Genomic DNA, 18,025 nt, shown 5'->3' with positions numbered 1-18,025 from the left:
GGCTACGCAGTCTCTGTTTGCTGCGTTAGATAAGTCTGTTTTGCCAGATACCTTAGGTGTAGATCGCTGGCAAAGCAGGCTGGTGGTAAAAAGGCTCCTGCAACGGAGCCTTTTGCGGGTGCAGATTAACTTACAGCGATTTAGTAAAGGTACGTGTAATCACGTCCTGCTGCTGTTCTTTCGTCAGCGAGTTGAAACGTACCGCGTAGCCAGATACACGGATGGTCAGCTGCGGATATTTTTCCGGATCTTCCATCGCTTCCAGCAACATTTCACGGTTCATTACGTTGACGTTAAGGTGCTGACCGCCTTCGATGCTGGATTCATGATGGAAATAACCATCCATCAGACCGGCAAGGTTGGTTTTACGCACGTCGTCATCTTTACCTAATGCGTTTGGCACGATAGAGAAGGTGTAAGAGATACCATCTTTCGCGTAGGCAAACGGCAGTTTCGCCACTGAAGTCAGTGAAGCGACGGCGCCTTTCTGGTCACGGCCATGCATTGGGTTAGCACCAGGTCCGAATGGCGCGCCGGCACGGCGACCATCCGGGGTGTTACCGGTTTTCTTACCATATACCACATTTGAGGTAATGGTCAGTACAGACTGAGTTGGCACCGCATCGCGGTAGGTTTGCAGCTTCTGAATTTTCTTCATAAAGCGTTCAACCAGGTCACAGGCCAGGTCATCCACCCGTGGGTCATTGTTACCGAACTGCGGGTATTCACCTTCGATTTCGAAATCAATCGCCAGGCCGTCGGCATCACGCACAGGTTTCACTTTGGCATATTTGATTGCGGACAGTGAGTCAGCCGCCACGGAAAGACCGGCGATACCACAGGCCATGGTGCGATACACATCACGGTCATGCAGCGCCATCAGTGAAGCTTCGTAGCTGTATTTATCGTGCATATAATGGATGACGTTCAGCGCGGTCACATACTGTTTTGCCAGCCAGTCCATAAAGTGATCCATGCGGTTCAGGACGGTGTCGAAGTCCAGTACTGAATCCAGAATCGGCGCCTCTTTCGGACCGACCTGAATTTTCATTTTTTCATCCATGCCACCGTTAATCGCATACAGCATGGTTTTCGCCAGGTTTGCACGGGCACCGAAGAACTGCATTTGTTTGCCGACCAGCATTGGGCTGACGCAGCAGGCAATGGCGTAGTCATCGTTATCGAAGTCCGGACGCATCAGATCATCATTCTCATATTGCAGAGATGAGGTATCGATCGAGACTTTTGCCGCATATTTTTTGAAGTTCTGTGGCAGTTTTTCAGACCACAGAATGGTCATATTTGGCTCAGGTGACGGGCCCATGGTGTACAGGGTATTGAGGAAACGGAAGCTGCTTTTTGACACCAGCGTACGACCATCCACACCCATACCTGCCAGAGACTCGGTTGCCCAGATTGGGTCACCAGAGAACAGCTCATCGTACTCAGGAGTACGCAGGAAGCGTACCATACGCAGTTTCATCACCAGGTGGTCGATCAGTTCCTGTGCTTCCTGCTCGGTGATTTTGCCCGCTTTCAGGTCGCGTTCGAAATAGATATCGAGGAAGGTGGAGACACGACCGAAGGACATTGCTGCGCCGTTCTGTGATTTCACCGCCGCCAGATAGCCGAAGTAAGTCCACTGCACCGCTTCCTGCGCGCTGGTTGCCGGACCGGAGATATCACAGCCATATTTGGCCGCCATCTCTTTAATCTGTGACAGCGCATGATGCTGATCGGCAATCTCTTCGCGCAGACGGATAGTGGCTTCGAGGTTCACGCCATTTTCCAGATCGCTCTGCAGTGAAGTGAACTGCGCAAACTTATCTTTCATCAGGTAGTCAATGCCGTACAGGGCAACACGGCGGTAGTCACCGATAATACGTCCGCGGCCATAGGCATCAGGCAGACCGGTCAGCACACCGGATTTACGGCAACGCAGGATATCCGGGGTATAAACATCAAACACACCCTGGTTATGAGTTTTACGGTATTCGGTAAACACTTTTTTCAGTGATGGGTCCAGCTCACGGCCATACACTTTACAGGAGCCTTCCACCATTTTGATGCCGCCAAACGGAATCAGTGCGCGTTTCAGTGGCGCTTCAGTTTGCAGACCGACGATTTTTTCCAGGTTTTTATTGATATAACCGGCATCGTGAGAAGTAATGGTTGAAGCAAGATCGGTATCAAAATCAACCGGCGCATGGGTGCGGTTTTCAATTTTGATGCCTTCCAGAACATTGTCCCACAGAGCGGTTGTCGCGTCGGTCGCACCCGCGAGGAAAGACTCGTCGCCTTCATACGGCGTATAGTTTTTCTGGATAAAGTCGCGGACGTTAACGCTATTCTGCCATTCGCCTGCGGCGAAGGTTTCCCAGCCTGCGGCCAGTTTGTTATTAAGCTCGGTCATTTGATACCTACCTTATTTGTGGAGTTCTTTCGCGGATCCGGTCGGGTCAACACGCGACCGGCTCTAAATTCGTGTTCAGCTGCGATAACTAGTTTTGGTGCTGGTCACCGCTGCGCAGATAAATTACCCAATAGGTTAAGCCGACCATTACGCCGCCACCGATGATATTGCCGATGGTCACCGGAATCAGGTTATCAACAATAAAGTTGCTGACGCTCAGGCTGGAGAAGTGCTCAGCGGTAGTGCCAGCCGCCTGCCAGAAGTCTGCTGAGGCAAAATCACGGATAACGATAGCCATCGGGATCATAAACATATTGGCAATGCTGTGTTCAAAGCCGCTGGCAACGAACATGGCAACCGGCAGAACCATTGCTAACATTTTGTCGGTCAGGGTGCGGCCGGAATAACTCATCCACACCGCCATACACACCATCAGATTCGCCAGGGTGCCGAGGCAGACGGCTTCAATAAAGCTATGGTGCATTTTATGGTCGGCGGTTTGTAATACGTTTAGCCCCCATGCGCCATTTGCCACCATATGTTCGCCGGAGAACCAGATCAGGCCGACAAAGAACAGGGCGCCAATCAGGTTGCCGAAATAGACGTTTATCCAGTTACGCGCCAGCTGCCCCCAGGTGATGCGACCACTGGCTTTAGCGACCACGATTAATACGGTAGAGGTAAACAGGTCAGCGCCGCAGACCACAACCAGCATTAAACCGAGTGAGAAACAGATCCCGCCCACCAGTTTGGCCAGACCATAAGGTACTGCGCCGGTGCCGGTGGTGGCGGTGATATAGAAGACAAAGGCGATAGAAATAAACACACCAGCAGTGATCGCCAGAAAGAAAGTGGTTAAAGGATGTTTAGTTGCTTTATATACTCCAGCCTCTTCAGCGACTTTTGCCATCGCGGCCGGTAATAATAGATCGAATGGATTGTCAGCTTTCACTAACGTTCTCCTGAAATTTGTCAGCAACTGAATACTAACAAAGGAGTATAGGGGACAAATTGATATGGATCATATTAGGGCCGAACCCGGGGGCTTGTAACCTTATTAAGTTTAGGGTTTATTGATGTATATAACTGATTTTTATCAATAAAAATTATTTTAAAATCTACGATAAAAGTTGAAAAGCACACGTTTTGCTAAAGCCAGGGCAGGATATTACGCGCGGGGATTTATATAAAATTCCATCTTTCTGGAATATGGGTGCCAGATGATGACTGGTTATTAGCTTTTGTTTTTCAAAGCTGGTTTAAGCCACTAAATTCAGTCGGTACAGAGCGGGAAAGGGCTATTTCAGACCAGAAAACTGACTGAAATAGCCCGGTCAGCTTATTTCCAGTACTGGCGTTTTGCGCGCTGCAATTTCTCATAAGCGGCCAGCAGTGACTGATGCGCCGGGAACGCCGCCAGATCGCTGTCTGATGCTTGCAGGCCATAGAATGGTGTTTCACCACTGATGGCGGCAGAAGCCGCTTCAACCGCATCGCTACCGTACATACGGACAAAAGCATTGTGATACTGCAGTGGATCGCGGCCCTCTTCCTGCGCCAGCAACAGCAGGGTCTGCAGGCAGCGGTAGTAGTTAGCGCGTTCAGCACTGACCACGGAACTGTTGAATTCCATGGTCCACTCGGTCCAGATCAGCGCCTGATCGAGATCGCCACCGGCCAGTGCCAGCATCGCTTTCAGCTCGCCAATACGCAGGGTATACCAGCCGTTATCTTTGCCCGTAGCAATACCCAGCAGCTCACGCACGCGGGTAAAGTCATCATGGCCGTCTTCATCCAGCTGAGCGATCATCGCCAGATAATCTTCTTTGTCCCACTGGCTGCCCGGTAACGACAACACGGTTTCACGCAGATAAGCGCCCATGCTGTTGTTAGCCAGCAGCAGGTCTTCCGCCGGATAGATATCGGACATGCCAGGCACCAGGATACGGCAGGCATAGACGTCGAGATGCTGATAGTCAGCGATATAAACTTCTTTATCTTCCGCCTGGAAGATCGCCATCAAGGTCGCAAACTCTTCTTCGGTAGTGCCGTCAAAACGCCAGTCAACAAATGGATAGTCAGCGTCATCTTTAAACATATCCCAGGAGATCAGACCGCTGGAATCGATAAAGTGGGTTTCGAGGTTGGCGTGCTCTGCTACTTCTTCGTCATCGAAGGTTGGCGGCGTAAAGACGTCGAGATCTTTCAGGCCGCGACCCTGCAGCAGCTCGGTAACGGTACGCTCAAGAGCGACGCCGAAATCAGGATGCGCGCCGAAAGAAGCAAAACAGGTGCCGTTTGCCGGGTTGAACAGCACTACGCAGATGACCGGGTATTTACCGCCCAGCGAGGCATCGTAAGAGAGAATCGGGAAACCTTCCGCTTCCAGACGCGCGATGGCTTCAACGACGCCAGGGTAGCGGTTCAGCACCTCTTGCGGGATTTCCGGCAGGCTGATCGATTCGGCAATAATGCGGTTTTTAATATAACGCTCAAATACTTCCGACAGCCCCTGCACACGGGCTTCGTTCGCGGTATTGCCCGCTGACATGCCATTAGAAACATACAGGTTGCCGATAATATTCATCGGAATATAGACGGTCTGATTGTCTGACTGACGGGTAAACGGCAGGGCGCAGATACCGCGTTCGGCATTGCCGGACTGCAGATCAATCAGCTCGCTGGCGCCCAGCTCATTTTCCGGATCGTAGAATTTACGCAGACGTGCATCGAGAATGCCTTCTGGCAGGCTCTCATCTGCCGGCAGCGGGAACCACTTCTCGTTAGGGTAGTGGACAAAATCGCCATTGCCGATGGTGTCGCCTAGCCAGAAATCGGCGAAGAAGTAGTTGGTCGACAGACGTTCGAAATATTCACCCAATGCAGAAGCCAGCGCCGCTTTTTTGCTGGCGCCTTTGCCGTTGGTGAAACAGAGTGGGCAATCGCGGTCGCGAATGTGTACTGACCAGACGTGCGGGACAGGATTCAGCCAGGATGCTTCTTCAATATTGAAGCCCAGATCCTGCAGTTTTAGCTGAAAGCGTGCGATGGAATCTTCCAGCGCGGCGTCTTTGCCAGGAATATAAGTTTGAGTCATGTTGCCCACTATTTATTGATTGTGCGTAAAGCGCGCAATGATACGGGTTTTGTCCCTTAATCGCTATGCAGCGGCGATAATTTCTCATGGCCGCGGAGCGGAATTTCAGTTAGCACGGCTGTAGCGGCAGCGTTCTCACCGTCAGTATCGAGCAAAATAGCGTGGTTGTTTGCAATTGCCCTACAAGCTGTTGCGGCGCATCCCCTGAAATCTGCACCAGACCCGGATAAATGATTGCAGCATCAGGGACGCAGTGATAAAACCGATAGCAGATTCATAACCGATAGATATGACAGTGGTGAGGGGAAATGACTCAGGTTTTCAATTTTAGCTCAGGCCCGGCAATGTTGCCGGTAGAAGTGCTTCGTCGTGCAGAGCAGGAACTGTGTAACTGGCAGGGACTGGGCACCTCCGTAATGGAGATTAGTCATCGCAGTAAAGAGTTTATTAAGGTCGCAGAGGATGCGGAACAGGATCTGCGCGATCTGCTGAAAATCCCCTCCAACTATAAAGTTTTATTCTGCCACGGTGGCGCGCGCGCGCAATTTGCAGCGGTGCCGTTAAATCTGCTGGGACAGGCTAAAACCGCTGATTATGTTGATGGTGGCTACTGGGCCCACAGCGCAGTTAAAGAGGCGCTGAAATATTGCACACCTAACGTGATTGACGCCAAAACCACCGTTGAGGGTTTAAGCGCCATTACGCCAATGAGCAGCTGGGCGCTCAGTGATGATGCGGCCTATGTGCATTTCTGCCCGAATGAGACCATTGATGGGCTGGCGATCAATGAAGAGCCGGACTTTGGCGACAGAGTGGTAGTGGCCGATTTATCCTCCACCATTCTTTCGCGTCCGATTGATGTCAGCCGTTATGGCGTGATTTACGCCGGTGCGCAGAAAAACGTCGGCCCTGCCGGCCTGACGCTGGTGATTGTACGTGAAGACCTGCTGGGTAAAGCGCGCCAGGAGCTGCCGTCGATTCTCGATTACAAAGTGCTGGCGGAAAATGACTCGATGTTCAATACGCCTCCGACCTTTGCCTGGTATCTCTCCGGGCTGGTGTTTAAGTGGCTGAAAGAGCAGGGCGGCGTCAGCGAAATTGATAAGCTGAACCAGGCGAAAGCCGATCTGCTGTATGGCGTGATCGACAACAGCGATTTCTACCGCAATGGCGTGGCGCTGGCGAACCGCTCACGTATGAACGTGCCGTTCCAGTTAGCGGATTCATCACTGGACAGCGCTTTCCTTGAAGCATCATTCGCTGCCGGTCTGCATGCATTGAAAGGTCATCGTGTGGTTGGCGGCATGCGTGCTTCCATTTACAATGCGATGCCACTTGAAGGGGTGAAGGCCCTGACCGACTTTATGGTCGACTTCGAGCGCCGCCACGGGTAATTAGCCGTCATACTTTGCGACGCCTTCCAGCGACGCGAAGTATTTTGGGTAAATTTTAGTTATTACTTAATACTGAAACCTCGCCTTAGCGCGAGGTTTCATTGCAATTGTTTTATGGAGAATAGGTTTCGCATGCTGGAATCCCTGACGTTACAACCCATCGCTCGTGTCGACGGCACCGTTAATTTACCGGGCTCAAAAAGCGTCTCTAACCGTGCACTGTTGCTGGCTGCGCTGGCTAACGGCACCACGCGTTTAACCAATCTGCTGGATAGCGATGACGTTAAACATATGCTTAATGCTCTGAGCGCGTTAGGTGTCAGCTACACGCTTTCTGCCGATCGTACTCAGTGTGAAGTGGTGGGCGGCGGTGGGCCGCTGCATGCGGATAAAGCCCTTGAGCTGTTCCTCGGCAATGCCGGCACCGCGATGCGCCCGCTGGCCGCTGCTCTTTGCCTCGGCAATAATGATATTGTCCTCACCGGTGAGCCACGGATGAAAGAGCGTCCGATTGGTCATCTGGTGGATGCCCTGCGTCAGGGCGGCGCCCAGATTGACTATCTGGAACAGCAGGATTACCCGCCAGTGCAGATCAAAGGCGGCTTTGTCGGTGGCGAAGTGGCAGTGGACGGAAGCGTCTCCAGCCAGTTTCTGACCGCGCTGCTGATGACTGCGCCGCTGGCAAGCCAGGATACGCGCATTGTGATCAAAGGTGAGCTGGTATCGAAGCCGTATATTGATATCACCCTCAACCTGATGAAAACCTTTGGCGTGGTGGTGGAAAACAATGGTTATACCAGCTTCGATATTCGTGGCAATCAGCAGTACCAGTCGCCGGGTGACTATCTGGTAGAAGGCGATGCCTCTTCGGCCTCCTATTTCCTCGCCGCTGCGGCGATTAAAGGCGGCACCGTGCGGGTGACCGGCATTGGCCGTAACAGCATGCAGGGCGATATCCGTTTTGCCGATGTGCTGGAGAAGATGGGCGCAACCGTTGAATGGGGTGATGACTTTATCGCCTGTACGCGTGGCGAACTGAATGCCATCGATCTCGATATGAACCATATTCCTGACGCCGCTATGACCATTGCTACTGCGGCGCTGTTTGCGCAGGGTACCACGGTGATGCGTAATATCTACAACTGGCGCGTCAAAGAGACTGACCGTCTGGCGGCGATGGCGACTGAGTTGCGTAAAGTGGGCGCGGAAGTCGAAGAGGGGCATGACTATATTCGTATCACGCCACCTGCATCGATTAACTATGCCGAGATTGGCACCTATAACGATCACCGCATGGCGATGTGTTTCTCGCTGGTGGCGCTGTCATCCACTGCGGTAACTATCCTCGATCCAAAATGTACGGCTAAAACCTTCCCTGACTACTTTGAGCAACTGGCGCGCATCAGCCAGCTGGCCTAAACTCATCGGTAGTCTGAAAGATAAATACTCGTCGCCTTGACTGGCGGCGAGCTAATTTTCTCTCCGTTTTGCCGCTACCGTCGCACTGACTGTTCTGAATCTGCTGTTTATTTTGCTCAAGTCTATGCTTTAGGGTAACGATCGCGGTTATTGCAGCGTATAATGCGCGGCGATATTTGTCTGACATGCAGGCAGCCACGGAAATTTCCAGCAACAGGAGAGAGAGATGACGGCAATAGCCCCGGTTATCACCATTGATGGGCCAAGTGGTGCGGGTAAAGGCACGCTTTGTAAAGCGATGGCTGAAGCACTGCAGTGGCACTTGTTGGATTCTGGCGCAATTTATCGCGTGTTAGCACTTGCGGCGCTGCATCATCAGGTTGATATCGCGTCTGAAGAAGCACTGGTTCCGATTGCTGCTCATCTGGATGTACGCTTCATTTCCACCAATGGTGAACTGGAAGTGATCCTTGAAGGCGAAGATGTTACCTCGGAGATCCGTACGCAGGATGTCAGCAATACCGCTTCAAAAGTTGCCGCGTTCCCACGCGTGCGTGAAGCGCTGTTGCGCCGCCAGCGAGCCTTCCGCGAAGCGCCAGGTTTAATCGCTGACGGACGCGATATGGGCACGGTGGTTTTTGTTGATGCGCCGGTGAAAATTTTTCTCGACGCCAGCTCTGAAGAGCGCGCGCACCGCCGTATGCTACAGTTGCAGGAGAAGGGCTTTAGTGTTAACTTTGAGCGCCTTTTATCTGAGATAAAAGAGCGTGACGATCGCGATCGTAACCGTGCAATTGCGCCTTTAGTTCCGGCTAAAGATGCTCTGGTGCTGGATTCAACCAGTATGACCATTGAGCAAGTGATTGAAAAAGCGTTACACTATGCCCGCGAAAAACTGGCGTTACCCGAAAAGTGATTCGGTAAGTCACGCAGAAAGAGATCCCTTAACCCTGTGATATGGATGTCATGGGGCATGTGAAACAACCCCATCCGGCAGGACGTCAGATGGACGTTAAATTGAAGAATCCATAAGATTATCAATATGACTGAATCTTTTGCTCAACTATTTGAAGAATCCCTGAAAGAAATCGAAACCCGTCCGGGTTCCATCGTTCGTGGTGTTGTTGTCTCTATCGACAAAGACATCGTGCTGGTTGATGCGGGTCTGAAATCTGAATCTGCAATTCCTGCAGAGCAGTTCAAGAACGCAGCCGGCGAACTGGAAATCCAGGTGGGTGACGAAGTTGACGTTGCGCTGGACGCAGTAGAAGACGGCTTCGGTGAAACCCTGCTGTCTCGTGAAAAAGCTAAACGTCACGAAGCATGGATCACGCTGGAAAAAGCTTACGAAGATGCTGAAACTGTTACCGGTGTTATCAACGGCAAAGTGAAAGGTGGCTTCACAGTTGAGCTGAACGGTATTCGTGCGTTCCTGCCAGGTTCACTGGTTGATGTTCGTCCAGTGCGCGATACGCTGCACCTGGAAGGCAAAGAGCTTGAATTCAAAGTAATCAAGCTGGATCAGAAACGTAACAACGTGGTTGTTTCACGTCGTGCGGTTATCGAATCCGAAAACAGCGCAGAGCGCGATCAGCTGCTGGAAAACCTGCAGGAAGGCATGGAAGTTAAAGGTATCGTTAAGAACCTCACTGACTACGGTGCATTCGTTGATCTGGGCGGCGTTGACGGCCTGCTGCACATCACTGACATGGCATGGAAACGCGTTAAGCATCCAAGCGAAATCGTCAATGTTGGCGATGAAATCAATGTCAAAGTACTGAAATTCGACCGCGAGCGTACCCGTGTATCACTGGGTCTGAAGCAGCTGGGCGAAGATCCATGGGTTGCTATCGCTAAACGTTATCCAGAAGGCACCAAGCTGACTGGTCGCGTGACCAACCTGACTGACTACGGCTGCTTCGTTGAGATCGAAGAAGGCGTTGAAGGTCTGGTTCACGTTTCAGAAATGGATTGGACCAACAAAAACATCCACCCATCCAAAGTTGTTAACGTTGGTGATGTTGTGGAAGTTATGGTTCTGGATATCGACGAAGAACGTCGTCGTATCTCCCTGGGTCTGAAGCAGTGTAAATCTAACCCATGGCAGCTGTTTGCAGAAACCCACAACAAGGGCGACCGTGTTGAAGGTAAAATCAAGTCAATCACTGACTTCGGTATCTTCATCGGCCTGGACGGCGGCATCGACGGCCTGGTTCACCTGTCTGACATCTCCTGGAACGCTACCGGAGAAGAAGCAGTTCGTGAATACAAGAAAGGCGACGAAATCGCTGCTGTGGTTCTGCAGGTTGACGCAGAGCGCGAGCGTATCTCCCTGGGCGTTAAGCAGCTGGCAGAAGACCCGTTCAACAACTATATCTCTCTGAATAAGAAAGGTACTATTGTTAACGGTAAAGTGACTGCAGTTGACGCTAAAGGTGCTACAGTTGAATTAGCAGACGGCGTTGAAGGCTACCTGCGTGCTTCTGAAGCTTCAGTTGACCGCGTTGAAGACGCAACTCTGGTTCTGAATGTTGGCGACGATGTTGAAGCCAAATTCACCGGTGTTGACCGTAAAAACCGCGTTGTTAGCCTGTCTGTTCGTGCGAAAGACCAGGCTGATGAGAAAGAAGCCATCGCTACTGTTAACACCAAGCAGGAAGAAGGTAACTTCTCTAACGCTATGGCTGAAGCGTTCAAAGCTGCTAAAGGCGAGTAATCGTCCTGTGAATTCGGGTAGCGCAAGTTACCCGAATTCTGTAGTAAGCTGTCAAAACCTTTTCCATTAGGGATTAACCGGAGGATTTATGACCAAGTCAGAACTGATTGAAAGACTTGCAGGCCAGCAGTCTCATATTCCGGCGAAAGTCGTTGAGGATGCGGTTAAAGAGATGCTTGAGCATATGGCCACTACACTGGCTGAAGGCGAGCGTATCGAAATCCGGGGATTCGGCAGCTTTTCTTTGCACTACCGTGCACCTCGTACTGGCCGTAACCCGAAAACGGGTGACAAAGTGGATCTGGAAGGTAAATACGTTCCCCACTTCAAACCAGGTAAAGAGTTGCGCGATCGCGCAAATATCTACGGTTAAGCAGCCGCGAAGCGGAAACAGAAGTGAAATGAACAGAACGACACTTTCGAGTGTCGTTTTTTTTTGCTTTTTTTTGTGCATTCGCTCGCAATCTTTTGTTACCTGTTGAACCCCTGATTTATTGCTCTGAAGCTATTTCCCGTTTCGTCTAATCCGTTGCTGCGTCAGTCAGTCACTTGCGCCACACTTGTTGCTAAGGCTAACAAGGAGTGGTTATGGCAACCTCAGTTACACAGCTCTCATGGATGATGATCTGCGCGGCTTTACCTCTCTGTTTTCTGCCGACCTTACCCAGTCAGCAACAACTGTACGCGCTGGGTGTACTGGCGCTGATATTGCTGATGATCCGCTGGCGTCATGGTAAAACTCTGGCGCTGTTGCTGCTGCTGTTTATCTGGTGCTGTTTTGCCGGGCGGCAGGTATTGGATCAAATCACCCGCCTCAGCACAACGCCGGTGACAGCTGAAGTGCAGATTGAACATATCAGCGGGGAAGGGCAGCGCCTCAACGTGCGACTGCTGACGGTGCAGCAGCAGCAGCTGTTTCCGCCGTTATACGCCACTCTCAATGGTGCGGGCTGGGTAAACAACGCCTGTGTCGGACAGCGCTGGCGGATGACGCTGAACCTAAGGCCGGTTCATGCCCGGCTTAATCAGGGGGATTTCGATCTGCAGCGCCAGGCGCTGGCAAACCATAGCCCGCTTAATGGCCGAATTTTAGCTGCCGAACCTTTGCAACAGAGCTGTAGCTGGCGGCAAAGTATTATCGCCATGAAACAGCCCGGATATCAGCAACTGCCCTGGCAGGCGGTTATCAGCGCGCTGGCCTTTGGCGAACGTGGCGAGATGCCGGCAGAGATGACTCAGCTGCTACGTCAGACCGGTACCGCGCATCTGATGGCCATCTCCGGCATGCATATCGGTCTGGCGGCGCTGTTCGGCTGGCTGATGGCGCGCGGCGCGCAGTTCTTTTTTCCGGCTCACTGGATAGGTTATCGCTTTCCTCTGTTTGTCAGCCTGCTGGTGGCGCTGCTGTACGGCTGGCTTTCCGGTGCCAATCCGCCTGCCGTTCGCGCTATGCTGGCATTAATCATTTGGGGCTTGCTGCGTCTGTCAGGGTTGCGCTGTAGTGGCTGGCAGGTGTGGAGCCTGTGCGTTGCTGTGATCCTGTTTTTCGACCCGCTGACTATTCTCTCTGACAGCTTCTGGTTGTCTGCACTGGCGGTGGCGGCACTTTTGCTCTGGTATCACTGGTTTCCGCTGCCTGCGCGATTTATGGTGCAACGGCGCTGGTTACTCTTGCAGTTACTGCATCTGCAGCTCGGAATGATGCTGCTGCTAATGCCGGTACAAGCATATATCTTTCATGGCGTCAGTTTCAGCGCCTTAGTGGCCAATCTGATTGCGGTGCCGGTGGTTTCGCTGGTCAGCGTGCCGTTAATCCTGCTCAGCCTGTTGATCCCCGTCAATTTCCTGAGCCAGCCGCTGTGGTGGCTGGTGGATCGTTCGCTGGCGCTGGTGATCAACAGCTTACAGCTATTACCGGATGGCTGGCTGATGCTAAGCGAAGCAGGGGCACTAAGTTGTCTGCTGTGCTGGCTGCTGCTGGTAGTATGGCGATTTAACTGGTGGCGCTCCTCGCCAGTAACGGTTATCAGCCTGATGGTGACGCTGGTTTACTGGCGACAAAGTCTGCCTGCGCCCGACTGGCGTATCGATATGCTCGATGTCGGCCATGGCCTGGCGGTGGTGATTTCACGTGAGGGCAAAGCGGTTATTTATGATACCGGCAATCGCTGGCCCGGCGGTGATGCGGGAGAGAGGATTATTGCGCCCTGGCTGCGCTGGCAGGGGATTGAACCGCAGCAGGTTATTATCAGCCACGCCCACCTTGACCATATTGGCGGGCTGGCAAGTTTACAGCGTGCCTGGCCGCAACTGACGGTGAGAAGTGCGCTGGATAAAGAGGGGCATTTGCCCTGTTATCAGGGGGAGCGCTGGCAATGGCAGCAGCTGAATTTTCAGGTGTTATGGCCTCTGATGGGCAATCAGCGTGGCGCGAATAATGATTCTTGTGTGCTGCTGGTCGATGATGGCCGTTATCGCGTTTTACTGACCGGCGACCTCGAAGCCCCGGCCGAAAGAGCGTTAGTGGCACACTATCAGACAGCATTACGCGCCGATATTATCCAGGTGCCACACCATGGCAGTAGCACCTCGTCGACCGCATTGTTGTTACGTCATGTGCAGGGGAGTGCGGCGCTGGCTTCGGTGGCGCGCTTTAACAGCTGGCGTTTGCCGGCAAAACAAATTATTCATCGCTATCAGGGTAATGGCTATCAATGGCATGACACCGCGCTCTCCGGGCAGCTGAGTGTGCAATTTAGCAACGAAAACTGGCAGGTCAGAGGGTTAAGAGAGCAAATATTGCCCCGTTGGTACCATCAGTGGTTTGGCGTACCCAGGGAATCCAGGTAGAATGAGCGGCTACTTCATCTCAAGCTGGTTATATAATGCATCTGGATAAAGATCTCTCAACATGGCAGACATTCCGTCGCCTCTGGCCGATGATCGCGCCGCACAAAGCAGGTTTGATCGTGGCTGCGGTTGCACTAATCATTAATGCGGCTGGCGATACTTTAATGCTGTCACTGCTGAAACCTTTACTCGATGATGGTTTTGGTAAAGCAGATAGCTCGGTACTGCTGTGGATGCCGCTGGCAGTGATTGGCCTGATGTTAATGCGTGGTATCTCAGGGTTTATTTCCAGTTATTGCATCTCCTGGGTCTCTGGCAACGTGGTGATGAATATGCGCCGCCGTTTGTTCAGCCATATGATGGGCATGCCGGTTGCCTTTTTCGATCAGCAGTCGACTGGTACTTTGCTGTCGCGTATCACCTACGACTCCGAGCAGGTTGCTTCATCCTCTTCCAGCGCGCTGGTCACCGTGGTGCGCGAAGGTGCATCGATTATCGGCCTGTTTATCATGATGTTCTACTACAGCTGGCAGCTGTCGTTGATTCTGATTGTACTGGCGCCGATCGTGTCGATTGCGATTCGCCAGGTTTCCAAACGCTTTCGTAATATCAGCAAAAATATGCAAAACACCATGGGTGAGGTCACCACCAGTGCTGAGCAGATGCTGAAAGGCCATAAAGAAGTACTGATCTTTGGCGGTCAGGAAATCGAAAGTAAGCGCTTTGCCTCAGTCAGCAATAAAATGCGTCAGCAGGGTATGAAGCTGGTGTCAGCTTCATCAATTTCCGATCCGATTATTCAGTTAATCGCCTCTATGGCGCTGGCATTTGTGCTGTATGCCGCCAGCTTCCCGAGTGTGATGGCGACCTTAACCGCCGGTACGATTACCGTGGTGTTCTCCTCAATGGTGGCGCTGATGCGTCCGCTGAAGTCACTGACCAACGTCAACGCCCAGTTCCAGCGCGGTATGGCGGCCTGTCAGACCCTGTTCTCAATTCTCGACAGTGAGCAGGAAACCGACACCGGCAAGCGCGAAGTTGAACGCGCGAAAGGCGATATCGAGTTCCGCGAGGTGACGTTCACCTATCCGGGACGCGAAACGCCCGCGCTGCGCAATATTAATCTGGCAATCCCCGCCGGTAAAACTGTGGCGCTGGTTGGCCGCTCCGGTTCCGGGAAATCGACTATTGCCAGTCTGCTAACGCGTTTTTATGATATTCAGCAGGGCGAAATCCTGATGGATGGTCACGATCTGCGTGAGTACACCCTGAGCTCCCTGCGTAATCAGGTGGCGCTGGTGTCGCAAAATGTGCATCTGTTTAACGACACAATTGCCAATAATATCGCTTATGCCCGTAGTGAAAAGTACAGTCGCGAAGAGATTGAGAAAGCCGCAGTAATGGCGCATGCGATGGACTTTATTAATAAAATGGATCATGGCCTGGATACGGTGATTGGGGAAAATGGCGTGCTGCTCTCTGGCGGTCAGCGCCAGCGTATCGCTATTGCCCGTGCTCTGCTGCGCGACTGTCCTGTTCTGATCCTTGACGAGGCTACCTCAGCGCTGGATACCGAATCAGAACGTGCAATTCAGTCGGCGCTGGATGAGTTGCAGAAAAACCGTACTTCACTGGTGATTGCCCACCGTCTGTCGACCATCGAAAAAGCGGATGAGATTGTGGTGGTCGAAGATGGTTATATCGTGGAGCGTGGTTCACACGACCAGCTGCTGAGTGAGAAAGGCGCCTATGCTCAGCTGCATAAAATGCAGTTTGGCCAATGATTGAGCGCATCTGGAGCGGACGTTCGCTCCTGTATATCCTGCTGCTGCCGCTGAGCTGGCTGTACGGGCTGATCAGCAATGGCATTCGCCTGAGCTATCAGCTTGGCTGGCGCAAGGTATGGCGCGCTTCGCTGCCGGTCGTAGTGGTAGGTAACCTTACTGCGGGCGGCAATGGCAAAACGCCGGTAGTGATCTGGCTGGTCGAGGCGTTGCAGCGCCAGGGATTGCGTGTCGGTGTCGTTTCCCGCGGATATGGCGGTAAAGCTGCGCGCTATCCGTTGTTGCTCAATGCGGATACCACTACGGCGGAAGCGGGTGATGAGCCGGTATTAATTTATCAGCGTACCCGAGCACCGGTGGCGGTTTCGCCGTTGCGCCGTGAGGCGGTAAAAGCCTTGCAGGATGCGGGCAATATTGACCTGATCGTTACCGATGATGGTTTACAGCATTATGCTCTGGCGCGCGATTTTGAAATTGTGGTCATTGACGGTGTACGTCGCTTTGGTAACGGCTGGTGGTTGCCTGCCGGACCGATGCGTGAACGGGCGGCGCGCCTGTCCAGCGTCGACGCGGTGATTGTTAATGGCGGCGTGGCGCGCGACCATGAAATTGCCATGCAGTTAACACCTGCGGACGCCATCAATCTTAAAACCGGTGAGAAAAAAGCGCTGACGGCCTTTGATCAGGTGGTCGCCATGGCCGGTATTGGTCATCCGCCGCGCTTCTTCACCACGCTGAAACAGCAGGGGATTACCCCGGTGAAAGAGCAAGCGTTTGCTGATCATCAGGCCTTGAGCGAAGCGGAACTGCGCGCGCTGACCACTGCCGATCAGGTGCTGATGATGACGGAAAAAGATGCGGTTAAATGTCGCGCCTTTGCGGCAGAAAACTGGTGGTATCTGCCGGTTGATGCTGAGTTAACCGCCGCACCAGCGGCAGAACTGCTTGATAAAATTAAGGCCTTGTGTCTTCCTGATATAATATAGGGGCGGTGTTCTCGCCGCCCGTGCTGCTGATTTGCACGGGAGCCGAAAACGGCTCCCCTACAGTATTGCAGATACCCGTATCGCCTTAAAACCTCGTCCTTCAGGGCGGGGAGGATGTCAATATTCAGGATGTCATGATGCCCGCGATTGAACTCTCCCTGAGCACCGCCCGTAAACTGCACCTTGCCGCGCAAAAACTGCTGAAGTCGCCGGGTCGCAAAGCGCAATATCCCGATGTACTGAGCGCAATCCGTGAGATGTCGCTGCTGCAAATCGATACGATTCATGTGGTGGCGCGCAGCCCTTACCTGGTGCTGTTCAGTCGCCTTGGCAGTTATCCGCAATCCTGGCTGGAGCAGACGCTGGCCGAAGGCAAACTGTTTGAATACTGGGCGCATGAAGCCTGCTTTATTCCTGCCGAAGATTATAAATTGTTGCGCCATCGCATGCTTGATCCGGTGAATCTTGGCTGGAAATACAGTGCTGACTGGGTGCAGCAGTATGCGCAGGATATCGAAGAGCTGTTGCGCCATATTGAACATCATGGCCCGGTGCGATCCGCCGACTTCGCTACCGCTGCCGATCACAAACCAGGCTGGTGGTCATGGAAGCCGCATAAACGCCATCTGGAGAATCTGTTTACCGCAGGTGAACTGATGGTGATTGAGCGGCGCAATTTTCAGCGGGTGTATGATCTGCGCACGCGGGTATTACCGCACTGGGATGACGACCTGCATATGCTGACTGAGCAACAGGCAGTGCAGCAGATGTTGCATAACAGCATGCGCAGCCTCGGTATTTTCCGTGCGGAATGGCTGGCCGACTATTACCGCCTGAAACGCGCGCCGGTGAAGCCGGTGCTGTCGCAGGCACTGGAGAGCGGTGAGATTGTCACGGTGCAGGTGCAAAAGCTGGGAGAGATGTATCTGCACCATGCATTGCTGCCCCTGTTGGAAAAACCGTTGCAGGCCAGCCACAGCACGCTGTTATCACCATTTGATCCGCTAGTCTGGGATCGACGACGTGCGCTGGAACTGTTTGATTTTGACTACCGTATTGAGTGTTACACCCCGGAAGCGAAGCGTAAGTTTGGTTATTTTGTGCTGCCGATTTTACACCGCGGCGCGCTGAAAGGCCGTCTTGATGCAAAAATGCTGCGTAAACAGCAGATTCTGCAAGTCAAAGGAATCTGGCTGGAGCAGGGGGTAAAAGTGAGTGCGACGCTGATCAGGGATCTGACCCGGGCATTAAATGATTTCGCCCGCTGGCAGGGCGCGGCGCAGATTGTGATCGATCAGGCACCAGACGGGTTAAGGGCCAGTTGGGGAGAGGGCTGGCGCTGTGATATGCTTTAAATTCTGATATT

General features: G+C 52.6%; 12 protein-coding genes. 9 read left to right on the top strand and 3 right to left on the bottom strand.

The genetic code is table 11. The features are described 5' to 3' along the window. Positions 1–130 precede the first annotated feature (130 nt). The 3 genes from pflB to ycaO form a co-directional block, all read right to left on the bottom strand. Positions 131–2,413, bottom strand: a complete 2,283-nt coding sequence (gene pflB / locus N5923_RS23815) for a formate C-acetyltransferase (RefSeq protein WP_267144278.1) — start codon at positions 2,411–2,413, stop codon at positions 131–133. An 88-nt stretch (positions 2,414–2,501) separates the two neighbouring features. Beyond that, complete coding sequence (focA, locus tag N5923_RS23810) at positions 2,502–3,365, bottom strand: formate transporter FocA (protein WP_267144279.1); 864 nt, start codon at positions 3,363–3,365, stop codon at positions 2,502–2,504. Between the two features lie 387 nt (positions 3,366–3,752). Next, positions 3,753–5,510, bottom strand: coding sequence for a 30S ribosomal protein S12 methylthiotransferase accessory factor YcaO (ycaO, locus tag N5923_RS23805; RefSeq protein WP_267144280.1), 1,758 nt, complete (start codon positions 5,508–5,510; stop codon positions 3,753–3,755). Between the two features lie 308 nt (positions 5,511–5,818). On the opposite strand from ycaO, the gene serC reads away from it, so the two are divergent. From serC to N5923_RS23760, 9 genes are all read left to right on the top strand, one after another. Beyond that, positions 5,819–6,904, top strand: coding sequence for a 3-phosphoserine/phosphohydroxythreonine transaminase (serC, locus tag N5923_RS23800; RefSeq protein ID WP_267144281.1), 1,086 nt, complete (start codon positions 5,819–5,821; stop codon positions 6,902–6,904). Between the two features lie 135 nt (positions 6,905–7,039). Further along, positions 7,040–8,323: a 3-phosphoshikimate 1-carboxyvinyltransferase gene (gene aroA / locus N5923_RS23795; protein WP_267144659.1), complete on the top strand. Its 1,284-nt coding sequence runs from the start codon at positions 7,040–7,042 to the stop codon at positions 8,321–8,323. 226 nt (positions 8,324–8,549) lie between these two features. Further along, a complete protein-coding gene (gene cmk / locus N5923_RS23790) occupies positions 8,550–9,239 on the top strand; it encodes a (d)CMP kinase (RefSeq protein WP_267144282.1) in 690 nt (229 codons plus the stop codon). 126 nt (positions 9,240–9,365) lie between these two features. Beyond that, positions 9,366–11,039 (top strand): 30S ribosomal protein S1, encoded by a 1,674-nt coding sequence (gene rpsA, locus N5923_RS23785; protein WP_017802461.1) that lies wholly within the window; start codon positions 9,366–9,368, stop codon positions 11,037–11,039. 88 nt (positions 11,040–11,127) lie between these two features. Beyond that, positions 11,128–11,412 (top strand): integration host factor subunit beta, encoded by a 285-nt coding sequence (ihfB, locus tag N5923_RS23780; protein ID WP_017802462.1) that lies wholly within the window; start codon positions 11,128–11,130, stop codon positions 11,410–11,412. A 215-nt stretch (positions 11,413–11,627) separates the two neighbouring features. Continuing rightward, complete coding sequence (locus N5923_RS23775; RefSeq protein ID WP_267144283.1) at positions 11,628–13,889, top strand: ComEC family protein; 2,262 nt, start codon at positions 11,628–11,630, stop codon at positions 13,887–13,889. Positions 13,890–13,924: 35 nt separating this feature from the next. Then, positions 13,925–15,673, top strand: a complete 1,749-nt coding sequence (msbA, locus tag N5923_RS23770; protein WP_267144284.1) for a lipid A ABC transporter ATP-binding protein/permease MsbA — start codon at positions 13,925–13,927, stop codon at positions 15,671–15,673. After that, on the top strand, positions 15,670–16,659 hold the full coding sequence (gene lpxK, locus N5923_RS23765) for a tetraacyldisaccharide 4'-kinase (protein ID WP_267144285.1): 990 nt from the start codon (positions 15,670–15,672) through the stop codon (positions 16,657–16,659). Before msbA ends, lpxK begins: the two co-directional genes overlap by 4 nt. Positions 16,660–16,796: 137 nt before the next feature. Then, positions 16,797–18,014, top strand: coding sequence for a winged helix-turn-helix domain-containing protein (locus tag N5923_RS23760; RefSeq protein ID WP_267144660.1), 1,218 nt, complete (start codon positions 16,797–16,799; stop codon positions 18,012–18,014). The last annotated feature ends 11 nt before the right edge of the window (positions 18,015–18,025 follow it).

It is taken from the genome of Winslowiella arboricola, from assembly GCF_025527015.1.
GTDB lineage: Bacteria > Pseudomonadota > Gammaproteobacteria > Enterobacterales > Enterobacteriaceae > Erwinia > Erwinia arboricola.
Note: the sequence above shows the minus strand (reverse complement) of the source record. Positions and strands in the feature narration are given on the sequence as shown.

Bases quoted from the DNA above. Each gene is read 5' to 3' on its own strand.
- pflB (WP_267144278.1), bottom strand. From the start codon at position 2,413: ATGACCGAGCTTAATAACAAACTGGCCGCAGGCTGGGAAACCTTCGCC.
- ycaO (WP_267144280.1), bottom strand. From the start codon at position 5,510: ATGACTCAAACTTATATTCCTGGCAAAGACGCCGCGCTGGAAGATTCC.
- serC (WP_267144281.1), top strand. From the start codon at position 5,819: ATGACTCAGGTTTTCAATTTTAGCTCAGGCCCGGCAATGTTGCCGGTA.
- cmk (WP_267144282.1), top strand. From the start codon at position 8,550: ATGACGGCAATAGCCCCGGTTATCACCATTGATGGGCCAAGTGGTGCG.
- rpsA (WP_017802461.1), top strand. From the start codon at position 9,366: ATGACTGAATCTTTTGCTCAACTATTTGAAGAATCCCTGAAAGAAATC.
- ihfB (WP_017802462.1), top strand. From the start codon at position 11,128: ATGACCAAGTCAGAACTGATTGAAAGACTTGCAGGCCAGCAGTCTCAT.
- N5923_RS23775 (WP_267144283.1), top strand. From the start codon at position 11,628: ATGGCAACCTCAGTTACACAGCTCTCATGGATGATGATCTGCGCGGCT.
- msbA (WP_267144284.1), top strand. From the start codon at position 13,925: ATGCATCTGGATAAAGATCTCTCAACATGGCAGACATTCCGTCGCCTC.
- lpxK (WP_267144285.1), top strand. From the start codon at position 15,670: ATGATTGAGCGCATCTGGAGCGGACGTTCGCTCCTGTATATCCTGCTG.
- N5923_RS23760 (WP_267144660.1), top strand. From the start codon at position 16,797: ATGCCCGCGATTGAACTCTCCCTGAGCACCGCCCGTAAACTGCACCTT.